16 protein-coding genes are annotated in these 16,292 nt (G+C 41.3%); 1 reads left to right on the top strand and 15 read right to left on the bottom strand.

All coding sequences use genetic code 11. The features are described from left to right. Positions 1–17: 17 nt before the first annotated feature. The 7 genes from xerS to AWH02_RS01975 all read right to left on the bottom strand — a co-directional run bounded on the left by xerS (position 18) and on the right by AWH02_RS01975 (position 5,653). Entirely contained in the window at positions 18–1,088 is a 1,071-nt protein-coding gene (gene xerS, locus AWH02_RS02005; protein WP_060553606.1) for a tyrosine recombinase XerS, read from the bottom strand. A gap of 177 nt (positions 1,089–1,265) precedes the next feature. Beyond that, positions 1,266–1,709, bottom strand: coding sequence for a MepB family protein (locus AWH02_RS02000; protein ID WP_048779954.1), 444 nt, complete (start codon positions 1,707–1,709; stop codon positions 1,266–1,268). A gap of 52 nt (positions 1,710–1,761) precedes the next feature. Continuing rightward, positions 1,762–2,562 carry an alpha/beta hydrolase gene (locus AWH02_RS01995; RefSeq protein ID WP_060553607.1) on the bottom strand — a complete coding sequence of 267 codons (801 nt, stop codon included), beginning with the start codon at positions 2,560–2,562 and terminating at the stop codon, positions 1,762–1,764. A gap of 78 nt (positions 2,563–2,640) precedes the next feature. Continuing rightward, positions 2,641–4,215 (bottom strand): signal recognition particle protein, encoded by a 1,575-nt coding sequence (ffh, locus tag AWH02_RS01990; RefSeq protein WP_060553608.1) that lies wholly within the window; start codon positions 4,213–4,215, stop codon positions 2,641–2,643. 28 nt (positions 4,216–4,243) lie between these two features. Continuing rightward, complete coding sequence (locus AWH02_RS01985) at positions 4,244–4,459, bottom strand: hypothetical protein (protein WP_060553609.1); 216 nt, start codon at positions 4,457–4,459, stop codon at positions 4,244–4,246. Between the two features lie 2 nt (positions 4,460–4,461). Beyond that, positions 4,462–4,794, bottom strand: a complete 333-nt coding sequence (locus tag AWH02_RS01980) for a putative DNA-binding protein (RefSeq protein WP_045502940.1) — start codon at positions 4,792–4,794, stop codon at positions 4,462–4,464. A gap of 160 nt (positions 4,795–4,954) precedes the next feature. Beyond that, positions 4,955–5,653, bottom strand: coding sequence for a GntR family transcriptional regulator (locus AWH02_RS01975; protein WP_045502937.1), 699 nt, complete (start codon positions 5,651–5,653; stop codon positions 4,955–4,957). A 142-nt stretch (positions 5,654–5,795) separates the two neighbouring features. Between AWH02_RS01975 and guaA the strand changes: the two genes are divergently transcribed. Beyond that, a complete protein-coding gene (guaA, locus tag AWH02_RS01970; RefSeq protein ID WP_060553610.1) occupies positions 5,796–7,352 on the top strand; it encodes a glutamine-hydrolyzing GMP synthase in 1,557 nt (518 codons plus the stop codon). A 62-nt stretch (positions 7,353–7,414) separates the two neighbouring features. Here the strand turns inward: guaA and AWH02_RS01965 are convergent, their stop codons facing one another. The 8 genes from AWH02_RS01965 to AWH02_RS01930 form a co-directional block, all read right to left on the bottom strand. After that, positions 7,415–9,280 carry an ABC-F family ATP-binding cassette domain-containing protein gene (locus AWH02_RS01965; RefSeq protein WP_060553611.1) on the bottom strand — a complete coding sequence of 622 codons (1,866 nt, stop codon included), beginning with the start codon at positions 9,278–9,280 and terminating at the stop codon, positions 7,415–7,417. After that, a complete protein-coding gene (locus tag AWH02_RS01960; RefSeq protein WP_060553612.1) occupies positions 9,277–10,476 on the bottom strand; it encodes a CCA tRNA nucleotidyltransferase in 1,200 nt (399 codons plus the stop codon). Before AWH02_RS01960 ends, AWH02_RS01965 begins: the two co-directional genes overlap by 4 nt. Continuing rightward, a complete protein-coding gene (gene dapB, locus AWH02_RS01955; RefSeq protein WP_060553613.1) occupies positions 10,473–11,240 on the bottom strand; it encodes a 4-hydroxy-tetrahydrodipicolinate reductase in 768 nt (255 codons plus the stop codon). The genes AWH02_RS01960 and dapB overlap by 4 nt, the downstream gene beginning before the upstream one ends. Positions 11,241–11,272: 32 nt before the next feature. Further along, positions 11,273–12,124, bottom strand: a complete 852-nt coding sequence (locus AWH02_RS01950; protein WP_060553614.1) for a DegV family protein — start codon at positions 12,122–12,124, stop codon at positions 11,273–11,275. Then, on the bottom strand, positions 12,125–12,499 hold the full coding sequence (locus AWH02_RS01945; protein ID WP_008808694.1) for a DUF1149 family protein: 375 nt from the start codon (positions 12,497–12,499) through the stop codon (positions 12,125–12,127). It abuts the gene before it with no gap. A gap of 151 nt (positions 12,500–12,650) precedes the next feature. Then, positions 12,651–14,633, bottom strand: coding sequence for a PTS fructose transporter subunit IIABC (locus AWH02_RS01940; RefSeq protein ID WP_060553615.1), 1,983 nt, complete (start codon positions 14,631–14,633; stop codon positions 12,651–12,653). After that, entirely contained in the window at positions 14,630–15,541 is a 912-nt protein-coding gene (gene pfkB / locus AWH02_RS01935; protein ID WP_060553616.1) for a 1-phosphofructokinase, read from the bottom strand. The genes AWH02_RS01940 and pfkB overlap by 4 nt, the downstream gene beginning before the upstream one ends. Further along, on the bottom strand, positions 15,538–16,281 hold the full coding sequence (locus AWH02_RS01930; RefSeq protein WP_012000522.1) for a DeoR/GlpR family DNA-binding transcription regulator: 744 nt from the start codon (positions 16,279–16,281) through the stop codon (positions 15,538–15,540). The genes pfkB and AWH02_RS01930 overlap by 4 nt, the downstream gene beginning before the upstream one ends. Positions 16,282–16,292 lie beyond the last annotated feature (11 nt).

Below are 16,292 nucleotides of genomic sequence, written 5' to 3'. Positions count from 1 at the left end.
TTATGTAATGTTTTTTGCTATAATTTATCCAAGGCATTTTTCTGCTCGTCATTGACAATGTGGGTGTAGAGGTCCGTTACCTGGGTGCTAGCATGCCCTAGCTGATGACTGACGAGAACTTGAGATTTGGTTGCATCGTATAAACGTGTAGCAAGCGTGTGGCGGAGTTTGTGAGGAGTCACTCGCACCTTGAAGTCTTCAGAATACTTGGCAACCATTTTTTCGACACTGGAAGCATCGATTCGATTAGGAGTGCCGCGGTATTCAGTCAAAAAGAAGGCTGTATCAGTCTTTTCGGCCTTGTATCGTTTGCTCCGAATACTCAGGTACTCTTCTAAATAGGGCTTAGCAAAAGCAGCAACATTGACAGAGTCCCTTTTTCCGCCTTTTCTTGTCACTTCAATGACCATCATTTTGAGATTGATGTCTTTTAGGTCCAGATTGACAGCTTCAGACAGACGAACACCAGAGGCTAGCAACAAGGCAATGATGGCTAAATCTCGTTCTTTGTTCTTGTTGAAGGAGGATAGCGCACGGTTAGAGAGCTTCTTAGGATACTCAGTATCGATATATTGGAGAAATTCTTCCGTCTCATCACCTAAAAAGAGCTTCTGCTTAATGTTCTCTGCACGAGCAGCCAGAGTTTCCTTTTTCTTCTTAGTAGCAACCTTTTTCATCACATTTCGATAGAAGTAGGGCTCACCCTGCTCGTTTTCCACTTCCTCAGTCAAATATTTGTAGAGGCTGGATAAGGCAGAAAGTGTTCGATTGATGGTAGTCTGTGAAACACCGTTTTGAGTGGTATTAGCATTGAGAAGCGGGCGCTCTCGCAGATACAGAATAAAAGCTTCCATGTCTTTCTTGCTCATATTTTCCAAGACCGAGAGAGGAATCTCAGCAATATGGGAAGCATCCGTGATACCAGATTCTAGCACCCAATTAAAAAAGCGATCATATTCTTTGAGATATTCGTATAAGGTTGTAAAACTATAAGGTACCGCCAGCTTAGACTGGTAATATTCCAGAATGTACCAGGGCATAGTGGCCTTAAGTCTATCAATTCTTTCTAATAACAGTTCACGTCTCATCATATTTCTCCGTTTTTTCTATAAAAGTAGTATAGCATATCTAGATATATTTTTCAAGAAAATTATAGTTTTTCGGAAAGATGATAGAGGGAAGTAAGCAATCTAACTTTACTACAAAACAGATAATAAAAACAAGACAGAATTGAGAAACTAAACTCTATCTTGTTTTACTAAAACTTATTCTTCTAATTCAATTTTTTGAAAATAATCCAGTTGCCATTTTTGTGTTGCCTGAGCTGTTTTATTTAAATTTGTGCACCAGGACGGATAAAACCGCATAGCCATCTTTCCTTTGCAATCCTTTGTAGAAAGAATTTTTTTACTAATAGCCACCTCTTTGGGAATGATAAATATACCGCAATGATGGTCGTCGATGACGACAATAACCAGTTCATCACCTAAGTCTTTATCAGTATAAGGGATATTCTTGTTGCCTTGGTCCTTTTTCCAAAAGACTGTAAAGTAGCCTTCTTTTTTAGGTGTTTTCTTTGCCAAACGACATCTTTTATATTCTTGATCATTTTTTGGCTTAATCAAAATGCTTTCATAGTCTTCATTCCATTTTTCATTTATCAGATCAAAGTCACCATAATACCTATGAAGAATGTCTGTCATTTTCATTGTTTTATCGCCTTTCTATTTTTTACCAAAATTAAATTATGTAAAATAATTACTAGAATAAAAACCCTTTAATCAAATCAATGACTTGATCATTTTGCGGCAAGGAAGAATGGTGAGCATCCTTTCCTACAATGACTACCTCTCTGTGTGAAGCAATCTTTTCTTTATAAATCAAGCTCCCAGCCTCTACACTGCTTTTATGGACAATTCCGTCACCGTCTCGGAAAAAAATTCCCAAAATTGACAAATGCTGCAGCTTCTTAGGAAGTTTTCCCTGGTTGGATACAAAGTCATCTAGCATCGGGACTCGATGATTGAGATTTTTCTTGTTTAGATTATAAGGACTGCCGATAGTCAGGAGCTTTTCCATCTCTAACCCAGAATGGTTTGCTAGGTATTGCTGCAAGAATACTGTATAAACCAGACCACCGTTAGAATGCCCTAACGCATTAAAGCTGTCAAAAGAATATTTCTCTCGCAAAACAGTCAAGGCAGCATCAAACATAGCCGCCTGCTTCTTGATATTTTCGTAACCATCACGATTATTCTGAAAACCAATCACAAAAATGGGGGTTCTGTCCTTGCGCTTCAAATGCCCTCGGTAAGTCATATGTCCATCATTCCAGACTTTGATCCTCACAAGACTATGACGTGGATGCTGATTGCGGTTGAGCTTTTTAACCATTCGATTAAATCGATTCTCTGTCGCCGAACTACCTGGAATCATGATAATGGGACATATTTCGACTTTGCTGGCAGGTAGATGAGAAATAGGGTGGGAAGGCAGCTTATTCAATAATTTTTGAAAGGTTTTAGCAAGTCGATGAATCAATTGAGTCAAAAAAGGCTTCATTCTAGTCTCCGTATCTGAATCTGATGTTTTCAAAAACAAGCCACATAAAACTTAGTTATGCGACTTGTTTTTTTATTATTACTTCCGCTTCTTCTTGTTTTTCTTCATTTGCTTGGCCATCTTGTTCATGCTGCGGCGCATTAGAAACTCTCCAGCCTTACCTTTGAGGCCGCCGCCGAACATTTGGCTCATATCCGGTATGCCGGCTCCACCTAAGCCTGACATATCTGGCATACCGCCTTGGCCCATCATGCCTTCCAGAGCTGACATGTCGGGCATCCCTCCGCCACCAGGCATGTTCTTAGGCATATTGTTTGGATTGAGCCCCATTTGCTTCATCATCTTGCTCATATCGCCTGACAGAACGCCCTGCATCATCTGCTTAGCTTGATTGAAGTCTTTGATAAACTTATTGACATCGACGAAGTTGTTACCCGAACCATTGGCAATCCGACGGCGACGGCTAGGACTCAGCAAGTCAGGATTTTCCCGCTCAGCCGGTGTCATAGAGGATACGATAGCACGTTTGCGGGCAATTTCTTTCTCATCCACTTTGATATTCTTGAGGGCAGGATTATTGGCCATACCTGGAATCAGCTTGAGCAAGTCTTCCATAGGTCCCATGCCTTGTACCTGATCCAGCTGATCAATAAAATCATTGAAATCAAAGGTGTTTTCCCGCATCTTTTCAGCCATTTCAAGCGATTTTTTCTCATCGTATTCTTGAGAGGCTTTTTCGATCAGAGTCAGCATGTCCCCCATGCCCAAAATCCGGCTGGACATGCGGTCTGGGTGGAAGGTTTCGATATCAGTGATTTTTTCACCGGTACCAGTAAATTTAATAGGCTTACCAGTAATCTGACGGACAGAAAGTGCCGCACCGCCACGGGTATCACCATCAATCTTAGTCAGGATAACCCCGGTCACTTCCAGTTGGCTGTTAAATTCACGAGCGACATTAGCCGCTTCCTGACCAATCATGGCATCGACAACCAAGAGAATTTCATTCGGATTAGCCAGCGCTTTGACATCTGAAAGCTCCTGCATGAGCTTTTCGTCAATCTGAAGGCGACCAGCCGTATCAATCAGGACATAGTCGTTGTGGTTGGCCTTGGCTTGCTCCAAACCTTGACGGACAATCTCAACAGCTGGAACTTCTGTACCCAAAGCAAAAACAGGTACATCAATTTGCTGTCCCAGTGTTTTTAGCTGATCGATAGCAGCTGGACGGTAAATATCCGCCGCAATCATAAGCGGACGAGCATTTTCTTCTTTCTTGAGTTTATTAGCAAGCTTTCCAGCAAAGGTAGTCTTACCAGCTCCTTGCAGACCAACCATCATGATAATAGTTGGAATCTTTGGTGACTTGATAATCTCAGCAGTATCAGAACCCAAGATAGTTGTCAGTTCTTCGTCAACAATCTTGATAATCTGTTGAGCTGGATTGAGGGTATCGATAACCTCATGACCGACCGCACGCTCACGAACTTTTTTGATAAATTCTTTGACAACTGGCAATGCAACGTCGGCCTCTAAAAGGGCCAGACGAATCTCTTTGGTCGCTTCCTGAACATCGCTCTCTGAGATTTTTCCTTTTCTGCGCAGATTTTTAAAGACGTTTTGCAAACGTTCTGTTAAACTTTCAAATGCCATTTTTTATTTCTCCTAGTTTCTATTTCAATCAATTTAGTGGAAATCGTCCATGACGACTTAAACATTGGTATTCTTTTGTAGAGACTTCTTTCATAATCTCATTTGGATATCCCCAGCAACTGAATCCTTCTTGCATCGCTTTAGAAAGATCATCAGGGGAGATGATTTGCACTCTGGCAGGGAAAGGTTCTTCCGATTCCAACAGCCAGCAAGACATTCCATTGTAGATAACTTGTCTAGCCATGATTAGTCTCTGTTATCAATGCTGGATAGAGTCGCAATTTGCTCTTGCAAGAAGCTGTCTTCAGGATATTTTTCAGCAATTTCCTCCAGAATTTGGCTTCTAACAATGTAGTCAGAATACATATGCAACTTCATTTCATAGTCTTCTAAAATCTTCTCTGTTCGTTTGATATTATCATAGACTGCTTGACGGCTGACACCAAATTCTTCTGCTATTTCAGCGAGGCTATAATCATCCGCATAATATAGCTCGATATAATTCATTTGTTTATCAGTCAATAGAGCAGCATAAAATTCAAACAGAGCATTCATACGATTGGTTTTTTCGATTTCCATAAGAAATATTATACCAAAAAAGGCTAATAAACTCTAGTTACTCATAGTGGAAATGACTTTTCTTTCGCAAATGTTTTAAGAGGAATCAATCCAATCATTTTTTATGTTTAAAAAACACCCTTGTATTCTCAAAGGTGTGACGTAATTATAATTATGTAAATTAGTTGTTTTCTAGATAAAATTCAAAACGTTCGCCAACATATTGACTTTTTACATACTCGAAGGCTGTCCCATCTTCGAAATAAGATACTTGCGTCAAAGCCAAAATGGCATGACCTCTCGGGATTCCAAGATAATGAGCGATCTTTTCCTTAGCCAAGCGGGCGTATATCGTTTGTTGAGATTTGCCAATCTTATAACCATGTTCTTGAAGAGTTTGAAAGAAATGACTGGTGATCTCTTCTTTGTTAAAATTTTTAATAAACTTTTCTGGTATTGAAGCTACTTCGTATACCACTGGTAGCTTATCAGCATAGCGAACCCGCTCCATTCGAATAATATTTTCAGTCTTGTTTATTCCTAGCTTTTCGACTTCTTGTTTGCTTGGTAGAGTTCGTCGATAGGAAATCAACTGACTGGAAGGTGTCTTACCCTGAGACTTCATAATCTCAGTAAAGCTGGTAGTGCCTCTCATTTTTTCCTGGACGCGCGTGCTGGCAACAAATGTTCCGCTCCCAACCCGTCGTTCCAGCACTCCTTCTTCTACAAGGAGTGTGATAGCTTGGCGAAGAGTCATTCGGCTAACTTGAAAAGTCTCAGCTAAGTCTCGCTCACTGGGTAATCTCTGTCCAATTTGCCAGACTTCTTCATCAATTTCTTTTTTGATTTGATCATGAATTTGTAAATAAGCAGGGAGCATAGTGATCTCCTTTTGGATTTCCTTTTAAAAATATTGTATTATCAATCGAAATAAAAGTCAACATTTACTTCATAGCATTGGAAAAAGCCTCTCTTTTATGATAGAATAAGGAAAAATAAATTTCTTTTAGGGAAGGAAAAAGATGACTAAATCTGAATTGCAAGATGTCGAAAAAATTATCGTATTGGACTACGGCAGCCAGTACAACCAGCTCATCTCTCGTCGGATTCGTGAAATTGGAGTATTTTCTGAATTAAAGAGTAATAAAATTTCCGCTGCAGAGGTAAAAGAGATCAATCCTGTCGGAATTATTCTTTCTGGTGGACCAAACTCTGTTTATGAAGACGGTTCCTTTGATATTGATCCTGAAATTTTTGAGTTAGGCATTCCTATCTTGGGAATTTGCTATGGTATGCAACTTCTGACTCATAAATTAGGAGGTAAGGTAGTGCCGGCTGGTGATGCTGGAAACCGTGAATACGGTCAGTCTAAATTGACTCGCACTGCTTCTCCTCTTTTTGAGAGTACACCTGAAGAACAATTGGTTCTTATGAGCCATGGAGATGCGGTAACTGAAATTCCTGCTGACTTTGTCCGCACTGGTACTTCTGCTGACTGTCCTTTTGCAGCTATTGAACATCCTGCTAAGAAGATTTATGGGATTCAATTCCACCCTGAAGTTCGCCATTCTGAGTTTGGCTATGATATTCTTCGCAACTTTGCTCTAAATATCTGTGGAGCCAAAGGCGACTGGTCAATGGATAATTTCATTGATATGCAGATCAAACAAATCCGTGAGACTGTTGGTGACAAGCGCGTCCTTCTCGGTCTATCAGGTGGGGTTGATTCTTCTGTGGTCGGTGTTCTTTTGCAAAAAGCTATTGGGGACCAATTGATCTGTATCTTTGTTGATCACGGCCTTTTGCGTAAGGGTGAAGCTGATCAAGTTATGGAAATGTTGGGCGGAAAATTCGGACTAAATATCGTCAAAGCAGACGCAGCTAAACGTTTCCTTGATAAACTCGCAGGTGTTTCTGATCCAGAACAAAAACGCAAAATCATTGGGAATGAATTTGTCTATGTCTTTGACGATGAAGCCAGCAAACTGAAAGATGTAAAATTCTTGGCTCAAGGAACTCTTTATACCGATGTGATTGAGTCTGGTACTGATACAGCTCAAACTATTAAGTCTCACCACAACGTGGGTGGTCTGCCTGAAGATATGCAGTTTGAGCTGATTGAACCGCTGAACACACTTTATAAGGACGAGGTTCGTGCCTTAGGTACAGAGCTTGGTATGCCTGATGAAATCGTTTGGCGCCAGCCTTTCCCAGGCCCAGGTCTTGCAATTCGTGTCATGGGAGAAATCACTGAAGAGAAATTAGAAACTGTTCGTGAGTCTGACGCAATTCTTCGTGAAGAAATCGCTAAAGCTGGTCTTGACCGCGATATTTGGCAATATTTCACTGTTAATACTGGTGTCCGTTCTGTTGGTGTTATGGGAGACGGACGCACATACGACTACACAATTGCTATTCGTGCTATCACTTCTATCGATGGCATGACAGCTGACTTCGCCAAGATTCCTTGGGAAGTCTTACAAAAAATTTCTGTTCGTATCGTAAACGAGGTAGACCACGTCAACCGCATCGTCTATGATATCACCAGCAAACCACCTGCAACCGTTGAGTGGGAATAAATTTAGACTAAAAAGCGTAGGAAGTTTTCTTTCCTACGCTTTTAAATCGTTTCTTTTGTTTTCTATTCTAACCCACTCAGGTATTCATAGCGCTCGTATTTTTCCAGCAGTTTTTCGTTCTGCTCATCCAGTTCTTGCTGGAGTTCAGACAGGCGAGCAAAGTCAGAGCCATTCTCCAGCATGGCCGCTTCAATCTCAGAAATCCGATCCTCCAGCGCCTCGATATCGGCCTCGATAGTCTCCCACTCCTGCTTTTCAAAGTAGGTCATGCGCTTTTTATCCTCGCGCACTTTGGTCGATTTTTCCTTTTCAGTCTTTTGGGAAATAGCAGAGCTTTCTGCCAAAAAGGCTTTTTCATCTAAGTAATCGGTGTAATTTCCGAAAAATTCTCTAATACTTCCATTCTCAAAAGCCAAAATTTTGCTGGCTACCTTGTCTAGGAAATAACGGTCGTGGCTGACTGTAATAACTGGCCCGGCAAAGCCTTGTAGAAAGTTTTCTAACACCGTCAAAGTCGCAATATCCAAATCATTGGTCGGCTCGTCAAGAAGCAAGACATTGGGCTTTTCCAAGAGAAGCTTGAGCAGATAAAGTCGTTTTTTCTCTCCACCAGATAGCTTTTCAATCAAATTCCCATGAGTAGATCGAGGAAAGAGAAACTGCTCCAAGAGTTCTGCAATGGAAGTCGTTCCACTGCCTATCTTGACTTCCTCAGCAACTTCTTGCAGATAATTAATGACACGCTTAGACTCATCCAAGCCCTCAATCTGCTGAGAGAAATAGGCTACTCGGACTGTCTCTCCGATAATAAGCTGACCAGCCTGAGGCTGAAGTTTTCCGGCAATCAGATTAAGCAAAGTTGACTTGCCTACACCGTTATCTCCGACAATCCCAATGCGGTCCATATTCTGAATTAAAAGATTAAATTGAGAGAGGATAGGTTTCTGGTCATAAGCAAAGTCCACGTTTTGAAACTCTATAACCTTCTTTCCGATACGGCTGGTTTCAAAGTTCATTTCCAGGTTGCTATCAGTCGTCTGACCGACCAAATCTTTCTTGAGGTCATGGAATCGATTGATCCGAGCTTGTTGCTTGGTTGCCCGAGCCTGGGGTTGCCGTCGCATCCAAGAAAGCTCTTGTTTGTACAACTGTTGTTTCTTATGGAGTAAGGCTGCATCCCGTTCATCCTGCTCTGCCTTGAGACGAACATAGTCTTGATAATTTCCATGGTATTCAATCAAGCGACCGCCATCTAACTCAAAAATCCGTGTAGAAATATTATCCAAGAAATAGCGGTCGTGGGTGATGAAAAGGACTGTCTTCTTAGAATTTTTTAAGAAATGCGTCAGCCATTCAATGGTATCAATATCTAGGTGGTTGGTTGGCTCATCCAGTAAGAGCAAATCGGCATCACCTAAGAGAACCTGAGCCAGCTGAACCCGGCGACGAAGGCCTCCTGATAACTGACTAACCTTGAGAGACAGATTCGTTAGACCAAGCTTGGACAGGACTGTCTTGACCTGGCTTTCGATTTCCCAAGCATGGAGCGAGTCCATCTCTGCCATAACCGCTTCTAGCCTAGATTGTTGACTTTCATCATAGGTCGTCAAAAGCAGCTCATACTCTCGAATCAACTGCATTTCCCGTAAATCACTGGATAAAACAGTGTCAAGCACCGTCTGCTCCTCATCAAAATCAGGCTCCTGAGTCAGATAAGCAATTTTATAGCCCGTCTTAGCAGAAAAAGGGCTGACATCTCCGTCAAAACCCGCTTTACCCGACAAGACATCTAGGAGCGTTGTCTTTCCTGTTCCATTGACACCAATCAGACCAATCCGGTCTAGGTCATGAATGATAAAGGAAATATCCCGAAAAACAGTCTTATCTCCTACTGATTTGGTTAGCTTGTCAACGATAAAATCGCTCATTTCTTCTCCTTGATATAAGCGTAAATGGCCTCTAAATCATTAGGCAAATGGCCGTCTACAATAGCGTATTCCAACTCTTTTAGAATTTGGCCAAGTTTTGGTCCTGGCTCAAAGCCGAACACCTGCATCAGCATGCCACCATTGACTACCATTTCCTGCTTGCTGTGAATAGTCAGACTGGCATCAAGATTCTGAATCGCAGAGAAGTCCACTGCCAAACCATGCGCCTGTCGAAGCTCCTCTGCTTGTAGCAATAAGTCTATATCGTAATCATAGCAGTCACGCTTGGTCAAGTCCCGTTCTGAGCGAATTGTCACAATTTCAACAATATCTGCTACTCTTTTGGCAAATTCACGAGAGGTTTTCCAAATTCTCAAAAATCGTTGAACATCCTGTGTTTTCAATGCTAACAAAAGAGCTGCCCAAGCCTGTTCAGATGCTGAAAAGCAAAAGTCTGAATCCAATTTAAAGAGCTGTTCTAACTTAGCTCTGCTTCCCTTCAAATCTGGCAAAAATTCAATGGCACCGCTTGTCAAGAGTGCCTCTAAGCCCTTGCGACAAAACGGAGCCAGTAAGAGTTTATCAAACTCGATAAAAATGCGTTCAACTGAAATTTTTTCCAGCAGAGGAGCACAGTCCGTCATAGCTGATAAAGTATCTTGCTCTAAGTCAAAATTCAAGGTAGCCTGAAAGCGAAAGCCCCGCATGATGCGCAGAGCATCTTCATTAAAGCGCTCTGTAGCCGTCCCAACAGCGCGCAAAATATGATTTTCCAGGTCATCCAAGCCTTGGAAAAGATCGATGACATGACCGTTTTCATCCAAAGCTAGAGCATTGATGGTGAAATCGCGTCGCTTGAGATCTTCTTCCAAAGAACGCACAAAAGAAACCTTGCTGGGCCTGCGGTAGTCCACATAAACATCCTCGGTCCGGAAAGTCGTCACTTCGTATTCACGGTTATTTTCCAGAACCAAGACGGTTCCATGCTCAATCCCCACATCAACTGTCCGGTCAAAGATACGCTTGGTTTCCTCAGGATAGCTGGAACTGGCAATATCCACATCGTGAATAGGTCGCTGCAAAAGGGCATCGCGAACTGAGCCTCCAACAAAATAAGCTTCAAAGCCAGCCGCTTTTATCTTCTCTAATACTGGCAAAGCCTCCTGAAATTCAGAAGGCAGAGTTTCTAATCTCATAGTAAATGTTCCAATCCATAGACTAATTCTGAGCGTTTGACAACTTCTTTAATGGACAGATTAACTCCTGTCATAAAGGAAGCGCGATCATAGGAATCATGCCGCAGGGTCAATCCCTCTCCCTGGCTACCAAAGATTACTTCTTGATGAGCAACCAAACCAGGCAAGCGAACTGAATGAATACGCATGCCATCGAAATCAGCTCCGCGGGCGCCGGCTATAGACTCTTCCTCATCAGCAGCTCCCTGCTGCTTGCTCGGTCTGACTTGGCTGATGAGCTCGGCTGTCTTAATAGCAGTACCGCTCGGTGCATCCTTTTTCTGGTCGTGATGTAGCTCGATAATTTCTACATTAGGGAAATACTTGGCAGCCTGAGCTGCGAACTGCATCAACAAAACAGCCCCCAAGGCAAAGTTTGGAGCAATCAATCCACCCAACTGCTTTTCCCTAGACAGCGTGATCAACTCTTCCAATTGATCTGGAGTAAAACCTGTTGTTCCGACTACTGGACAAAACCCCTGTTCCAAAGCGAAGCGTGTATTTTCATAAGCTACTTTAGGGGTTGTAAAATCAACCCAGACATGGGCTCCCAGCCCAGTCAATTCTTCCTTTGCGTTGAAAACAGGAACTCCTGCCACTTCTTTTTCGTCCGTAAAAGGATCCAGTAACCCAACTAATTCTAGTTTAGGATCTTCTGTCACCATTTTATAGGCTGCTTGGCCCATTTTACCTTTGAAGCCTGCAATGATTACTTTAATTCCCATATGCATCTCCTTTTTTTTGCTAGTTATGACTATTAGTCAAAGAGAGGAATATAGCCTAATGCGATACTTCCTTCTCCAAGGTGTGTACCAATAACACTACCAAAAGTTGCTAGAGAAAGCTCAGCACTAATGTTACTTTCGAGTAGAGATTGGCGTAAGGTCTCTGCTTTGTCAACTGCGTTAGCATGAATAACGATAACTTCATATTTTCCTGACGAAGTCCGTTCCTCAACAAGTTCAATTAGACGCTTAGTGGCCTTCTTCTCCGTCCGAATCTTTTCAAAAACTTCAATCACTCCATGATGATTAAAATACAGAATTGGCTTAATACTCAGTAGATTTCCTAGAATCGCAGCGCCGTTTGAAAGGCGCCCCCCTTTAACAAGATGATTCAAATCATCAACCATGATAAAGGCGCTAGTCCCGTCAATCTGAACATTAATTCTTCTTAGGATCTCATTGAAATCAAGCCCTGCTTCTGCCCAGTTGAGCGCAGATTGAACCATAATTCCTAATGGGGCGCTGGTAATCTTGGAGTCTGGAAAAGCAATTTCTAACTGAGGAAATTCATCTTTCAAAAACTGAATGTTTTGATAAAAACCAGAAATACCGCTAGAAAGGAAGAGTCCCAAAACGTGTGTATATCCGTTTCCCGCTAAAGTAGAAAGCAGATCTTCCAATTCAGCTATACTAGGCTGGCTTGTTTTGGGTAATTCAGCAGAGAGTGCCATTTTCTGATAAAATTCTTCTGCAGTTAGATTTTTCCCTTCAACATATGTTTTCCCATCGATGAAAACTGGAATATCCAGAATAAATAGACTTTCCTTTTCTAATACTTCCGGTTTAAAGTAGGCTGAGGAATCTGTAATAACAGCTAGTTTCATTTAGAACTCCAAATTAATACCCGGTAAATCCAGGGCGATCTCTGTCACTTCGTAAGTCAAGCGGTTGAGCATTGATAAGCAAGGTTTAGCTAATTGCTCTACTTCTTCTTGGTCAAATTCACTTGGTTCGCCAATAATTCGACCTTGAATATGATTAACTTGAGAAATTACTCCACTAATCACAAAGGCTTCAAAGACGATCATGTAATTCAAAATAACAACCAAAGAAGTTACTTGATTTTCTTGATCATGATTCAATAATTGAAAATTGACATCGACTTTTGTTTCGGGTGTTCCGTTTTCTTTTTCCCATTCAAAATTACGTGCATCAAAGTGATATTGGCTGACGAATTCTTTTTCGCGTTGTAGTTCCATTGTTGTTCTCCTAAAAATTTGCGTTATGTAAATTATAGCATAATTTTCAATCACTGACTATAGTTTGCTTTTCTCTTACTCATTCTCTTTATCTTCATAAAGAATATAATTATCTACAAAAAAGGACCTCCGAAGAAGTCCAATATTATACTTATTTTGATAAAGGTTTGCGTAAGAATCCAAAGAAAATACCACTGACTACCGCACCAATCAAAACATATACCAGGTAAAGAATTGGGTTGTTTGTCAATCCAATAACGAAGATACCGCCGTGAGGGGCCATGAGTTTGATTCCAGAAAGACCTACAAGAGCACCTGTAAGGGCTGAACCTACGATAAAGCTTGGAATAGCACGGGCTGGGTCAGCAGCACCAAATGGAATCGCACCTTCTGTGATGAAAGAAAGTCCCATGACAATGTTTGTAATACCAGAGTCACGTTCTTCTTGTGAAAATTTGTTCTTGTAAAGAATAGTTGCTACAAACACTGCTAAAGGAGGAACCATACCAGCTGCCATAACCGCAGCCATAACAGTTGAACCACCACTTGTCAATGAATCAGCTAGAGAAAGAGTACCTACAGTATATGCAGCCTTATTTACAGGTCCACCCATATCAACAGCCATCATACCACCAACCAAGAGACCGAGTAAAACTGCTGAAGTACCTTGCAAACTTGTAAGGAAGGTATTAAGAGATGTATTAATCGCTGACATTGGGATATTAATTGCCAACATAGCAAATCCTGTAAGAGCAACACCTAACAAAGGAAGAAGAAGGATTGACTTCACGCCTTCAAGTGAACGTGGAACCTTGATGTATTTTCTAAGAAAGAGCACGATACCACCGGCTAAGAAACCACCTACAAGAGCTCCAAGGAAACCTGATGATACCTGAGATTTAGCCAGAGCTTGCAAGATTTCTTGAACTTGTTCTGGAGTTTTATCTGCAAGATCTTTGTATACAGGAATATTTCCATAAGCAATACCTGCTTTAGCGATTGCACCTGCTACAAAACCAGCTACCAATCCAGGCTTTTCTGCAATGGAATAAGCGATATAAGCAGCTAATACAGGAACCATGAAGCCAAAGGCTGCTCCACCAATCTGATTGAAGAGAGCTGACAAACCATTATAATTTCCCAAATGACCCAACTGGTCTTTAGGAACCCCTTGGTCAAGCAAGAATGAGATCGCTATCATAATCCCGCCACCGATAACGAATGGCAACATTTGGGAAACACCACTCATCAGGTGCTTGTAGAAAGCAGCACCCAGACTAAGTTTCTCATTGTTTTCTTCTACTGCTCCACCATTAGCAGCCTTGTATACTTCAGCTTTCCCTGAAATAGCCAAATTGATCAGTTCTTCTGTCTTGCGAATTCCATCCGCAACAGGGCGTTTGATTAATGGTTTGCCGTCAAAGCGATCCATCTCTACTGCCTTGTCAGAAGCAATAATAACAGCCTTAGCATTTTTTATATCATCAGCTGTCAGCTTATTTCCGACACCGCTGGCACCATTGGTTTCAACCTTGATACCAACACCCATTTCAGCAGCAACTTTTTGCAAGGCTTCTTGTGCCATGTAGGTATGTGCAATCCCTGTTGTACAAGCAGTTACAGCTACAAGGAAGTCTCCACCTCTATTTGCAGGTTCAACCACAGCAACTTCTTCTGCTTTTTCCGAAGCTTGGTCAAAGAGCTCAATCACCTGATCAGGCGAAGTCACTTGGCGCAATTTATCCGCAAAGCCATCTTTCATCAGGTATTGAGACAATTCTGCCAAGGCTGCCAAGTGAGTATCATTAGCACCTTCTGGAGCAGCAATCATGAAGAAGAGGTCTGTTGGTTGCCCATCCAAGCTTTCGTAGTCAACACCCTTGTTTGACTTAGCAAAGAGAACTGTTGCTTCTTTTACAGCAGAGTTCTTGCTGTGAGGCATAGCGATTCCGTCACCAAGACCTGTTGAAGTCAAGGCTTCACGCGCTAAGATTCCTTCTTTAAAGGTTTCAAAATCCGTCACATAACCATGATCTACCAGGCTTTTAATCATCTCTTCAATGACTGCTGTTTTTTCAGTTGCTTGCAAATCTAGCAACATAACGTCTTTTCTTAATAGGTCTTGAATTTTCATCGTTTTTCTACCTCAACTTTTTCATATGTTTCTTTAATAAATTCTGCCGTTGCCAAGTCATCCGAGAAGGTAGTTGCTGTTCCGCAAGCTACTCCCCATTTAAAGGCTTCTACTGCATCTTTGGATTTGACAAATTCACCTGTAAATCCAGCGACCATAGAGTCGCCAGCTCCGACAGAATTTTTGACACTCCCCGTGATAGGTTTTGCAAAGTATGCACCTTCTTGAGTCACCAACAAGGCACCATCACCAGCCATAGAAATGATCACATGCTGTGCTCCTTTGTCTAAAATTTGACGAGCATATTTCTCGATTTCATCTAAACTTTCTAGTTTCACTCCAAAAATATCGCCTAGTTCGTGATTATTTGGTTTGACCAAAAGTGGCTCAAACTCCAAGGAATCAAGCAATGTTTGTCCTTCGAAGTCACAGACTACTTGCGCTCCTGTTTTCCTGGTTAGCCCAATCAATTCTTTGTAGATAGTATTTCCTAAATTTTTAGGACTACTTCCAGCAAAAACTACTGTATCATCAGCACTTAGAGAAGCAAGAATACTCTTTAACTCCTCCAGCTTCAGGCTAGAGATATCAGGGCCGGGTCCATTAATTTCCGTTTCAGCATCTGCTTTTATCTTGACATTGATGCGAGTATCTTCCTCAACTTCTACGAAGTGACTGGAGATTCCTTCTTCTTCTAGAGTATCTGTGATAAATTTACCAGTAAAGCCACCAATAAAACCAGTTGCTTTGTTATCGATTCCTAATCTTTTTAGAACTCGGCTAACATTGATACCTTTTCCACCAGCAAACTTGTCATCACTATCCATTCGATTGACACTTCCAATCAAGACTTTATCCAAACGGACAATATAGTCAATGGACGGGTTTAACGTTACAGTATAAATCATACTTCAATCACCTCCGTTTTTTCTTTAATTTTTTCCAACAAAATGGACGGGTTCTTATTAGTAATTATCTTTGCCTTAGCAAGAGGAGCTACTTTAACAAAAGATATATGGCCCAGTTTTGATGAGTCTGATAATACATAAGTTTGTTTTGCGTTTTCCATAATAGCTCGCTTAACAGCGCCCTCTTCCATATCTGGTGTCGAATAAAAACCATCATCAATACCATTCATTCCAATAAAAGCTTTATCAAAATTCAGTTGGCCAATTTGATTCAGAGCTACTCCACCTATGCTGGCATCTGTTGAACTTTTTACTGTTCCACCGACAATAACTGTAGGGATATTTCGCTCAACAAGTTTTGATGCATGATGAATAGAATTGGTTACGATCGTTACTCGGTGGTTATGAATTGCTTGTATTAATAACTCATTTGTAGTACCAGCATCAATAAAGACTACATCATGATCCTGAATGAGACTGGCAGCTTTTTCTGCAATTTTCTGCTTAAAATGAATGTTTTTGATAGATTTTTCTTGATTGCTTTCTTCTTCTTGTAAAAAATGAATGTTTTCTGCACCACCATGAATCCGTCGAAGCTTTTGTTCACTTTCTAATTCATCCAAATCACGACGAACGGTGGATTCTGAGGTTTTTAGAATATGAACCAAACTATCTAAGGAAACTGTTCGATGATCTTTTAACTGTTCTAAAATCACTTGTTTTCGTTCTGACTTTAGCATATCTCTCCCTC

The organism is Streptococcus gordonii, assembly GCF_001553855.1.
In the GTDB taxonomy this organism is placed as follows: Bacteria; Bacillota; Bacilli; order Lactobacillales; family Streptococcaceae; genus Streptococcus; species Streptococcus gordonii.
This window is presented reverse-complemented; position numbering and strand designations above follow the sequence as displayed.

Excerpts from the sequence above, each read along its gene's own strand:
- xerS (WP_060553606.1), bottom strand. The coding sequence starts at position 1,088 with ATGAGACGTGAACTGTTATTAGAAAGAATTGATAGACTTAAGGCCACT.
- AWH02_RS02000 (WP_048779954.1), bottom strand. The coding sequence starts at position 1,709 with ATGAAAATGACAGACATTCTTCATAGGTATTATGGTGACTTTGATCTG.
- AWH02_RS01995 (WP_060553607.1), bottom strand. The coding sequence starts at position 2,562 with ATGAAGCCTTTTTTGACTCAATTGATTCATCGACTTGCTAAAACCTTT.
- ffh (WP_060553608.1), bottom strand. The coding sequence starts at position 4,215 with ATGGCATTTGAAAGTTTAACAGAACGTTTGCAAAACGTCTTTAAAAAT.
- AWH02_RS01985 (WP_060553609.1), bottom strand. The coding sequence starts at position 4,459 with ATGGCTAGACAAGTTATCTACAATGGAATGTCTTGCTGGCTGTTGGAA.
- AWH02_RS01980 (WP_045502940.1), bottom strand. The coding sequence starts at position 4,794 with ATGGAAATCGAAAAAACCAATCGTATGAATGCTCTGTTTGAATTTTAT.
- AWH02_RS01975 (WP_045502937.1), bottom strand. The coding sequence starts at position 5,653 with ATGCTCCCTGCTTATTTACAAATTCATGATCAAATCAAAAAAGAAATT.
- guaA (WP_060553610.1), top strand. The coding sequence starts at position 5,796 with ATGACTAAATCTGAATTGCAAGATGTCGAAAAAATTATCGTATTGGAC.
- AWH02_RS01965 (WP_060553611.1), bottom strand. The coding sequence starts at position 9,280 with ATGAGCGATTTTATCGTTGACAAGCTAACCAAATCAGTAGGAGATAAG.
- AWH02_RS01960 (WP_060553612.1), bottom strand. The coding sequence starts at position 10,476 with ATGAGATTAGAAACTCTGCCTTCTGAATTTCAGGAGGCTTTGCCAGTA.
- dapB (WP_060553613.1), bottom strand. The coding sequence starts at position 11,240 with ATGGGAATTAAAGTAATCATTGCAGGCTTCAAAGGTAAAATGGGCCAA.
- AWH02_RS01950 (WP_060553614.1), bottom strand. The coding sequence starts at position 12,124 with ATGAAACTAGCTGTTATTACAGATTCCTCAGCCTACTTTAAACCGGAA.
- AWH02_RS01945 (WP_008808694.1), bottom strand. The coding sequence starts at position 12,499 with ATGGAACTACAACGCGAAAAAGAATTCGTCAGCCAATATCACTTTGAT.
- AWH02_RS01940 (WP_060553615.1), bottom strand. The coding sequence starts at position 14,633 with ATGAAAATTCAAGACCTATTAAGAAAAGACGTTATGTTGCTAGATTTG.
- pfkB (WP_060553616.1), bottom strand. The coding sequence starts at position 15,541 with ATGATTTATACTGTAACGTTAAACCCGTCCATTGACTATATTGTCCGT.
- AWH02_RS01930 (WP_012000522.1), bottom strand. The coding sequence starts at position 16,281 with ATGCTAAAGTCAGAACGAAAACAAGTGATTTTAGAACAGTTAAAAGAT.